Source organism: Dietzia sp. DQ11-44, assembly GCF_014145205.1.
In the GTDB taxonomy this organism is placed as follows: Bacteria; Actinomycetota; Actinomycetes; order Mycobacteriales; family Mycobacteriaceae; genus Dietzia; species Dietzia natronolimnaea.
The window spans coordinates 1-8,985 of the sequence record NZ_JAALEC010000126.1 but is presented as its reverse complement, the minus strand read 5'-3'; the positions used below and the strand labels follow the sequence as shown (position 1 = coordinate 8,985).

Sequence of the window (8,985 nt, the reverse complement as noted above, 5' to 3'; positions counted from 1 at the left end):
CCGGCGGGTGCCGATCACCGTGCGCTCCCGGGCGCGGGCCACCCCCTCGTCGTCGATCCCCAGCTCGTCGTCCATCTCGTCGAGAACCTGCGCGTACCCGATGGCCCGCCGGGCCGTCACGCCCTCGAGCAGTCCGAGCCCGACGAGCCCACGCACCTCGTCGATCAGCCCGTCGGCGAACATGCGCCCGGTACGGGCGTCCAGCCGGTCATCGAGCTCGGGAAGCGCGCACCGTAGGCCGAGCAGCCGCGTGCCCCACCGAGGTGCGCCGATGGTCGGTCTCGAGGCGGAGAACGGCTGACCGGTCAGCTCCACCACCTCCAGTGCCCGAACAGTCCGGCGGGGATCGGTCGGCAGGATGGTCCGAGCGGCCTCGGGGTCCGCGCGGGCGAGCTCGGCGTGCAACGCCCGGACCCCGATCTCCTCGAGGCGCCGTTCGTAGCGCGCCCGGACCGCGGGATCCGTGTCGGGGATGGACCAGCCGTCGACCAGGGCCTGGATGTACATCATCGATCCTCCGCACAGGATCGGCACGTTCCCGCGCTCCCGGATCTCCGCGATCTCGCGCTCGGCCTCGCGACGGAAGTCGGCGACGCTCGCGGTCTCGGTCACCTCGAGGACGTCGAGCCTGTGGTGCGGGATGCCACGTCGGAGGGACGGCGGGAGCTTCGCGGTACCGATGTCCATGCCGCGGTACTGCTGCATGGCGTCACAATTGACCACCTCCCCGCCCAGCCGCTGCGCCAGATCGAGGGCGAGGTCGGACTTCCCGGTGCCGGTCGGGCCCACCACCGCGACCGGTGCGGGGCCGCTCACCCGTGACCCCACTGACCCGGGGAATCCGACGACGACGAGAGATCCCAGCGAGCGCAGTGATACCCCACACCGAACGGCGCCCAGGACACCGACTCCACCGCAGACCTCTCCCCGACCAGCCCGGCCAGCCCGAGCCACGCGGGCCGGCTCCACCACCCCACGGCCTCCGCCACCGCGTCACCGGGATCGGGCAGCGGGCCACCGCGCCGCAGCCACTCGGTGAGCTCCGAGTCGAGGGCGACACCACGCGGGTCCTCGGGCACGGGTGCCCGGGGGGTGAGGGAGGCGGGACCGTCCCCCACGACGACCACGAGGGTGTCGCGCCCGGGGGGCCGAGAGACCCGTCCACCGCCGGTGACGCCCGCGAACGACCGGGGCTGGTCGATCCCGGCGCGGTCGAGCAGCCACCATGCGATCAGGGCCGCGTCGGGGACATCGTCGTACTCGGCTTCCACCGCCTCGGAACGCCCGACCCGGACCGCCGCCCCCCACCTCGACAGCGAGGAACGGACGTCACCCATCGTCCGCCCCTCGGGGTCCGAGCCGAGCACGAGCACCCTCTCGAGGCCGGACGACGCCGTCCTGAGCAGATCCAGCGCGGCGTCGACCTGGCCGGCGGTCTCCGCGGCCGCCTCTCCGGACAGTTCGGGCACCAGAACCGGCGCGCCGGGGACCAGGACGACAGGGGTGCTCACACCGAGCACCTTACTGACCTCCGCGGGAGCGCCCTCCCGGGACTCTGTCGGACTCGCTGGGGATACCCCGGCGCCCGGGCGGCGGTTGGTACACACTAGGGGGATGCCGCCCCCTCACCGGGCCGGCGAGGCGACGACCGGTGGGATCCCGGCGATGGTGCCGTGTCACGCGGCAGAACGAAACGAGGACCAGATGAGCGACCAGTCACCGACCACCCCCGGGGAGGCGAACCCCGGAACGTCCGCACCGACCCCCACGCCGACCCCGGGCCCGCGTCCCGGTGCGCCGTCCCCCGCAGCACTGGCCCGGAAGGTGGCACCGCGAGCGGTGGCGGCCCCCGAGTCGCGCATCGTCCGGGCGTCGGACCCGTCCGAATGGGGTCGGGTCGACGACTCCGGCGCCGTGTTCGTCAGGACCTCCGAGGGCGAACGCCAGGTCGGCTCCTGGCAGGCGGGTGCACCCGAGGAAGGTCTGGCCCACTTCGGCCTCCGGTACGACGACCTGGTCGCGGAGGTCTCACTCCTCGAGGCGCGACTCGACTCGCACCCACAGGACGCGCGAAAGACCCGGGCCTCCGCCGAGGCCCTCGCCGAGCAGCTCCCCTCCGCTGCGGCCGTGGGAGATCTCGACGCCCTCGCGACCCGACTCGCCACCGTGGTCGAGCGCTCCGGCGCTGTCGAGGTCGAGGCGCGCCAGCGCAAGGACGAGGAGCGCGCCACCGCGATCGCCCGCAAGGAGGCGCTGGCCGTCGAGGCGGAGGAGATCGGTGAGTCGTCCACCCAGTGGAAGGCCGCCGGCGATCGCCTCAGGGAGATCCTCGACGAGTGGAAGACCATTCGCGGCATCGACCGCAAGACCGACGACGCACTGTGGAAGCGCTTCTCCAAGGCCCGCGAGGCGTTCAACCGGCGCCGTGGTTCCCACTTCGCGGAACTCGACCGCACCCGCGCCTCCGTCAAGCGGGTGAAGGAGGAGCTGGTCGAACGAGCCGAAGCCATCTCGGCCTCGACCGACTGGAACGACACGGCCACCGCGTTCAGGCGCCTCATGGACGAGTGGAAAGCCGCGGGCCGCGCTCCCCGCGAGGCCGACGACGCCCTGTGGAAGCGCTTCAAGGCGGCCCAGGACACGTTCTTCGACGCCCGCCACGCCGCGGCCGCCGAGCGTGACGCGGAGTTCGAGGGCAATGCGGACGCCAAGGAGGCGCTGCTCACCGAGTTCTCGGCCCGGATCGACCCGGACAAGGGCCTCGACGCGGCCCGTGCCGCGCTACGGGAGCTACAGACCCGCTGGGAGGAGATCGGCAAGGTCCCGCGGGAGAGGATGGGGCAGCTCGAGGGACGGATCCGCGCCCTGGAGAAGTCCGTCTCCGACGCGGCCGACGCCGAATGGCGGCGTACCGACCCCGAGGCCAAGGCCCGCGCCGCCCAGTTCTGGGTGCGGGTGGACGATTTCGAGGCACAGGCCGCGAAGGCCGACGCGGCGGGCAAGTCGAAGGACGCCGAGAAGGCCCGCGCGCAGGCCATGCAGTGGAAGGAATGGGCCGAGGCCGCCGAGAACGCGGTCGACACCCGCTGATCACGCCGACAGGGCCCCACCGACACGGTGGGGCCCTGCTGCACGGGGTGGGTCCGACGGGTGCGGCGACCCGGTTCAGTCGCGGTGGCGGACGGAGTCCTCGAGCTCGCGCTGTTCGGGGGTGCGCGCCCACAGCACGCCGGCCAGGGTCATCACCAGCAGCAGCACCAGGATCACGCTGACGTACAAGCCGATCCCGGGGGCGCCGAAGTCCTGGAAGTCGGGGTTCGGTCCCCGTCCGGACTGGCGCAGCCAGATCGCCAGCATCCCGTACACCGTGGCCACGCAACTGGCGCCCCAGGCGATCCCCGCCGCCCACCACTTCTGGGTGATGATCATGACGGCGCCGAACAGGATGGCGCCGGCCGAGTAGAGCAGGACGAACACGTGGGAGGGCAGCGAGGTCTGTTGGTCCCGGGCCGCCTCGGTGAAGAAGAGCACGTCCAGTCCACGCACCCCGTCGCTGTGGGGAAGCGCGAGAGCGGCGGCGAGCAACACGATCAGCAACGCCGACGCCAGATAGGCCCTGCCGATGACGAGGGTGTGGCCCAACATCCTGTCCCTGCGTCGGAACTCCGAATCCACGGTCCTGCTGGATTCCATGATCCCCTGGATGGGGTCCGGGCGGTCAGCGGTGTTCACGTGAGGCATCCCTTCTGGGTGGTGTCGGAGGCGAGGGCATCACGTCGCAGCGTGGGCAGTCCGAGCCCCACGCCAATCGGGGGGGTCTCCGGCTTCTCACCGGCCTCGTGCCGGTCACCCGCCCTGGTGGCCCGACAGGTCAGCACGCCGTCGTCGGCGAGCAGATGGTGCGGGGCGGCCGAGCTGATCCGGGTGGTGACCACGTCGCCGGGTCGGATCCGCCCGGCGTGCTCCCCCACCGGGGCGAAGTGCACCAGACGGCCGTCCCGGGCCCTGCCGGTCATCCGGGCGGTGGCGGCGTCCTTCCGGCCCTGGTCGGCGGTGACGAGCAGCTCGACCTCGCGACCGACCTGCTTCCGGTTCTCCTCGAGGGTGATCCGCTCCTGCAGGTCGATCAGCCTCTCGTAGCGCTCCTGCACGACGGACTTGGGTATCTGGTCGGTCATCGTCGCCGCCGGAGTCCCCGGTCGCGGTGAGTACTGGAAGGTGAACGCGCTCGTGAACCGCGCCTTCTCCACGACGTCGAGGGTGGCCTGGAAGTCCTCCTCGGTCTCCCCGGGGAATCCGACGATGATGTCCGTGGTGATGGCCGCGTGCGGCATCGCGGCCCGCACCCTGTCCAGGATGCCCAGAAAGCGCTCCGACCGGTACGAACGGCGCATCGCGCGCAGGACACGGTCCGAGCCGGACTGCAGGGGCATGTGAAGCTGCGGGCACACGGCGGGGGTGTCGGCCATCGCCTCGATCACGTCGTCGGTGAACTCCGCGGGATGTGGTGAGGTGAACCGGATCCGCTCGATGCCCTCGACCCGACCGGCGGCGCGCAGCAACTTCGCGAAGGCGCCCCTGTCGGATGGTTCGGCGGGATCGTGGAACGACCGCCCGTAGGCGTTGACGTTCTGTCCGAGCAGGGTGACCTCCAGGACACCCTCATCCGCCAGTGCCTTCATCTCGGCGAGGACCTCACCGGGTCTCCGGTCCACCTCCTTGCCGCGGAGGGACGGGACGATGCAGAACGTGCAGGTGTTGTTGCAGCCGACGGAGACCGAGACCCAGCCGGCGTAGGCGGACTCCCGGGTGGCGGGAAGGGTCGAGGGGAAGTGCTGGAGCGAGTCGGCGATCTCCACCTCGGCCCGCTCGTTGTGCCGGGAGCGCTGGAGCAGGGTGGGCAGATGCCCGAGATTGTGGGTACCGAAGACGACGTCGACCCACGGGGCCCGTGAGACCACGACGTCCTTGTCCTTCTGTGCCAGGCATCCGCCGACCGCGATCTGCAGTCGGGGATTGGCGTCCTTCCACGGCCGCAGGTGGCCGAGCGTGCCGTACAGGCGGTTGTCCGCGTTCTCGCGGACCGCGCACGTGTTGAACACCACGAGGTCCGGAAGATCGCCCCGGGCGGGATCGGCCTCCCCCTCGAACGGCACGTACCCGGCCGCGTCGAGCACGCCCGAGAGCCGCTCGGAGTCATGGACGTTCATCTGGCACCCGAAGGTCCGCACCTGGTACGTGCGCCCCTCGACGCGCTCGACACCGGTGTCTCCGGCCGTCGCCTGCAGGTCGGTCACGAGAGAATCCACGCAGGCCAGGGTACTCAGGGCGACACCTGGGCCGCCAATTCGGCATCGACCACCGTCATCGCCAACCCCGTCGGATAGCCCCGGCGGGCGAGGAACGCCACCAGCCTGCGCCGTTCTCCCTGGAGATCCGCCCCGGGACCGGGGTCGACCGGGCTGCGGCTGAGCCGCGCGCGCACGAGGTCGGTGGCCTGCTGTCGGTCATCGGCCTCGTCGATGCCGGCCACCGCCCCCGCGATATGCACCTCGGCGACGCCCTTCTCGCGCAGCTCGCGTTCGAGTGCACCCCGCGACCGTCCGCGTCGACGCCGCCGACCCCTGACCCATTCCGAGGCGAAGTCCGCGTCATCGAGCAGACCCCAGGCGCGGACCCTGTCCAGGGCCTCGTCCACCGCATCCGGCGCATGCTCCTTACCCAGAAGCCGCTCCCGCAGTTCGTGTCGGCTCCGTGGCCGGTGGCGCAGAAGCCGGAGAGCCGCCGTCGCGGCCTCGTGGGCCTCGGGGGCCAACGGAGGCAGGTCCGAACTGCTTGACGGCCTGGCCTCCACCGCCGCGATCGCGGTGCGCAGGTCGTACGCGTCGACACCCTGCCCCCGCTCGGCCGCACGCGGGTCCTGCACGCTCATCAGAACTCGACGGGCACCACGTCGATGGGCGCGTCCTCGTCGGACTCCGCCTCGATCTCCGCGATCTCCGCACCCGCCCCGATGTTGAGCTTGTCGAGGATCTTGCGCTCGATCTCGTCGCGGACCGAGGGGTTCTCCTTGAGGTACCGGCGGGCGTTCTCCTTGCCCTGACCCAACTGGTCCGCCCCGTAGGTGAACCAGGAACCCGACTTCTTGACGAAGCCGTTCTCCACGCCCATGTCGATGAGCGATCCCTCGCGACTGATGCCCTCGCCGTAGAGGATGTCGAACTCCGCGATCTTGAACGGCGGCGCGATCTTGTTCTTGACGACCTTGACCTTGGTGCGGTTACCCACCGCATCCGCGCCGTCCTTGAGGGTCTCGATCCGGCGCACGTCCAGGCGGACGGAGGCGTAGAACTTGAGCGCCTTACCGCCCGTGGTGGTCTCGGGCGAGCCGAACATCACCCCGATCTTCTCGCGCAGCTGGTTGATGAAGATCGCGGTGGTGTTGGTGTTGTGCAGCGCACCCGTCATCTTGCGGAGCGCCTGGCTCATCAGTCGCGCCTGCAAGCCCACGTGGCTGTCGCCCATCTCGCCCTCGATCTCCGCCCGCGGCACCAACGCCGCGACGGAGTCGACCACCAGGATGTCGATGGACCCCGACCTGACCAGCATGTCGGCGATCTCGAGCGCCTGCTCACCGGTGTCCGGCTGGGAGACGATGAGGTTGTCCGTGTCCACGCCGAGCTTGCGGGCGTACTCCGGATCCAACGCGTGCTCCGCGTCGATGAACGCGGCGATCCCGCCGGCGGCCTGCGCGTTGGCCACCGCGTGCAGCGCGACGGTCGTCTTGCCGGACGACTCCGGACCGTAGATCTCCACGACGCGGCCCCGTGGGAACCCGCCGATCCCGAGTGCCACGTCGAGGGACAGGGCACCGGACGGGATGACCTGGACCGGCGGCCGGGTGTCGTCCCCGAGCCGCATGACCGACCCCTTGCCGTAGGTCTTGTCGATCTGCGCGAGCGCCAACTCCAGCGCCTGTTCGCGGTTCTGGGCCACGCCCGTCCTGGTACCTGACTTGGCGGTGGTCTTGGGGGCCATGATGCTCTCCGTTCGTGCTCGACCTCCGGTGTCGTGCCGGACGGTCTGTGTGGTCTGCTCGCTCGCGGACGCTACGGGTCGGGTACGACAGATACGTCTTGCACGAGCCCGGCAACCCTTCACTGTGGAGGGATGTCGCCCTGTGGACGGGCCATCCCGTCATCACATGACCCGAGTGTAGACGAACGCGTGTTCGAGATCGAACGACACGCCGCCACGGGGTCAGCGTAATGAGTCGGGAACCTCGAACTCCGAACACAGCGCCAACCAGACCTGCTTGACGGAGGCACCGGCGTCGATGGCCTCGTCGGCGGTGCGCCCGTCGAACGCGGCCAGATGATGGGACCTCACGAGATGATCGGCCCGCAGGTCCCCGAAGGCCTCGACGGTCCGGGCCCTGAACTCGGTCAGTGTCACGTGTGCCCCTTCACCACGGACGAGGACGGGCCGCCGGATAGTTCACCGGCGGCCCGTCCTCGGACGACTCACTGCTGTTCGGTCTGCGCCTGCTGCTGAGGCGGGGTGGCGGACTGCGGCTGCCCCTGGGGGAGCTGGGACGCAGAGCCGGTCCCCTGTCCGAGCTGACCACCCTCGGCCTTCATCGACGCCCGGATCTGCTCGAGACGGCTGTGCCCGGCCATCTGGGTCGAGGCCTGCTCGACCTCGAGCATCCGGCCCTGAACCGAGTTCTGGGCGAGCTCCGCCGACCCGAGGGCGTTGGCGTACCGCCGCTCGATCTTGTCGCGGACCTGGTCGAGGTTCGGGGTGTTCCCGCCCGACGAGACCTCGGACATGGACTGCAGCGACGCGCTGACCTGCTCCTGCATCTTGGCCTGCTCCAGCTGGCTGAGCAGCTTGGTCCGTTCGGCCACCTTCTGCTGGAGCACCATCGCGTTCTGCTCCACGGCCTTCTTGGCCTGGGCCGCGGCCTGGAGCGACTGGTCGTGGAGTCCCTTGAGGTCCTCGACGTTCTGCTCGGCGGTGACCAGCTGAGCGGCGAAGGCCTCCGCGGCGTTCTCGTACTCGGTCGCCTTCTGGGTGTCGCCGTTCTGATGGGCCTGCTCGGACATCTGCAGTGCCTGCCGCGTGGAGCCCTGCAGCTTCTCGATGTCGGCGAGCTGGCGGTTGAGCTTCATCTCCAGCTGCCGCTGGTTGCCGATCACGGCGGCCGCCTGCTGGGACAGCTGCTGGTGCTGCCGCTGCGCGTCCGAGATGGCCTGCTGGATCTGGACCTTGGGGTCAGCATTCTCGTCGATCTTCGAATCGAACAACGCCATGAGGTAGCGCCATGCCTTGGTGAACGGATTGGCCATCGCTGCGTAGTGTCCTTCTGCCGATTCGGACGACTGGTCGGTACCACGGTACCGAACAAGGTCGGGGGGCGACCACCGGGCGTTGCCGGGGTGGGGCTCAGGCCGCGAGGACGGGCTCCGCGACGGTGCCCGGGAGCGAGACGGTACCCGGGGGCGAGACCTCGAGGGCCGCGCGGATGAGGATCTCGCCGAGCGAGACGTCGAGCGCACCCGAGATGGACGCGAGCAACTCGCTCGAGGCCTCCTTGCGACCACGTTCGATCTCGGAGAGGTACCCGGGACTCACCCGGGCGGCGTCGGCGACGTCCCGCAGGGTCCGCCCCGAATCGCCCCGCAGGCCGCGGAGCACCGTCCCGAGGGTCTCCCGCAGCAGCGGGGGCCCGCTCCGGTGGTCCGGTCGGGGCAGCGTGGTCATCTGGATGTTCGGCATCACGGGGTACAACGCCTCACGTCGCCGATTCGTTCCCGACCTCGTCGGCGATCCCCACCAGCAGATCGAGGGCGGCGGCACAGGCCGCCCGACGGATCTCGGCTCGACCGCCGTCCAGGGAGAGCTCGGTCGACCGCGCCGCGACTCCCGGCACGCAGATCCCCACGTGAACGGTCCCCACGGCCCTCCCCTCCTGGCGGTCGG

General features: G+C 70.5%; 11 protein-coding genes. 1 reads left to right on the top strand and 10 read right to left on the bottom strand.

Annotated features, from left to right (window positions below):
• Positions 1-816, bottom strand: an 816-nt coding sequence (gene miaA, locus G6018_RS03885) for a tRNA (adenosine(37)-N6)-dimethylallyltransferase MiaA (RefSeq protein WP_182638797.1), incomplete at its 3' end; no start/stop codon positions are given.
• Positions 813-1,511 (bottom strand): hypothetical protein, encoded by a 699-nt coding sequence (locus tag G6018_RS03880; RefSeq protein WP_182638796.1) that lies wholly within the window; start codon positions 1,509-1,511, stop codon positions 813-815. The genes G6018_RS03880 and miaA, both read right to left, overlap by 4 nt.
• Positions 1,512-1,704: 193 nt before the next feature.
• Between G6018_RS03880 and G6018_RS03875 the strand changes: the two genes are divergently transcribed.
• Positions 1,705-3,090 carry a DUF349 domain-containing protein gene (locus tag G6018_RS03875; RefSeq protein ID WP_182638794.1) on the top strand — a complete coding sequence of 462 codons (1,386 nt, stop codon included), beginning with the start codon at positions 1,705-1,707 and terminating at the stop codon, positions 3,088-3,090.
• A 75-nt stretch (positions 3,091-3,165) separates the two neighbouring features.
• Here the strand turns inward: G6018_RS03875 and G6018_RS03870 are convergent, their stop codons facing one another.
• The 8 genes from G6018_RS03870 to G6018_RS03835 all read right to left on the bottom strand — a co-directional run.
• The gene (locus tag G6018_RS03870) at positions 3,166-3,741 is read right to left on the bottom strand and encodes a hypothetical protein (protein ID WP_179525415.1); all 576 of its coding nucleotides are present in this window, start codon (positions 3,739-3,741) and stop codon (positions 3,166-3,168) included.
• Positions 3,729-5,297, bottom strand: coding sequence for a tRNA (N6-isopentenyl adenosine(37)-C2)-methylthiotransferase MiaB (gene miaB, locus G6018_RS03865; protein ID WP_179526251.1), 1,569 nt, complete (start codon positions 5,295-5,297; stop codon positions 3,729-3,731). Before miaB ends, G6018_RS03870 begins: the two co-directional genes overlap by 13 nt.
• A 26-nt stretch (positions 5,298-5,323) precedes the next feature.
• Positions 5,324-5,932 (bottom strand): regulatory protein RecX, encoded by a 609-nt coding sequence (locus G6018_RS03860; RefSeq protein WP_182638793.1) that lies wholly within the window; start codon positions 5,930-5,932, stop codon positions 5,324-5,326.
• Positions 5,932-7,038, bottom strand: a complete 1,107-nt coding sequence (gene recA, locus G6018_RS03855) for a recombinase RecA (RefSeq protein ID WP_182638791.1) — start codon at positions 7,036-7,038, stop codon at positions 5,932-5,934. The genes G6018_RS03860 and recA overlap by 1 nt, the downstream gene beginning before the upstream one ends.
• A gap of 222 nt (positions 7,039-7,260) precedes the next feature.
• Positions 7,261-7,455, bottom strand: coding sequence for a DUF3046 domain-containing protein (locus G6018_RS03850; RefSeq protein ID WP_179525418.1), 195 nt, complete (start codon positions 7,453-7,455; stop codon positions 7,261-7,263).
• 68 nt (positions 7,456-7,523) lie between these two features.
• The gene (locus G6018_RS03845; protein ID WP_179525419.1) at positions 7,524-8,351 is read right to left on the bottom strand and encodes a PspA/IM30 family protein; all 828 of its coding nucleotides are present in this window, start codon (positions 8,349-8,351) and stop codon (positions 7,524-7,526) included.
• Between the two features lie 97 nt (positions 8,352-8,448).
• Entirely contained in the window at positions 8,449-8,781 is a 333-nt protein-coding gene (locus G6018_RS03840; RefSeq protein ID WP_179526252.1) for a helix-turn-helix transcriptional regulator, read from the bottom strand.
• Between the two features lie 16 nt (positions 8,782-8,797).
• Positions 8,798-8,985 (bottom strand): CinA family protein (locus G6018_RS03835; RefSeq protein WP_182610353.1); only part of this gene is annotated, 188 nt, incomplete at its 5' end.

Bases quoted from the DNA above. Each gene is read 5' to 3' on its own strand.
- G6018_RS03875 (WP_182638794.1), top strand. From the start codon at position 1,705: ATGAGCGACCAGTCACCGACCACCCCCGGGGAGGCGAACCCCGGAACG.
- G6018_RS03870 (WP_179525415.1), bottom strand. From the start codon at position 3,741: ATGCCTCACGTGAACACCGCTGACCGCCCGGACCCCATCCAGGGGATC.
- G6018_RS03860 (WP_182638793.1), bottom strand. From the start codon at position 5,932: ATGAGCGTGCAGGACCCGCGTGCGGCCGAGCGGGGGCAGGGTGTCGAC.
- recA (WP_182638791.1), bottom strand. From the start codon at position 7,038: ATGGCCCCCAAGACCACCGCCAAGTCAGGTACCAGGACGGGCGTGGCC.
- G6018_RS03845 (WP_179525419.1), bottom strand. From the start codon at position 8,351: ATGGCCAATCCGTTCACCAAGGCATGGCGCTACCTCATGGCGTTGTTC.
- G6018_RS03840 (WP_179526252.1), bottom strand. From the start codon at position 8,781: ATGCCGAACATCCAGATGACCACGCTGCCCCGACCGGACCACCGGAGC.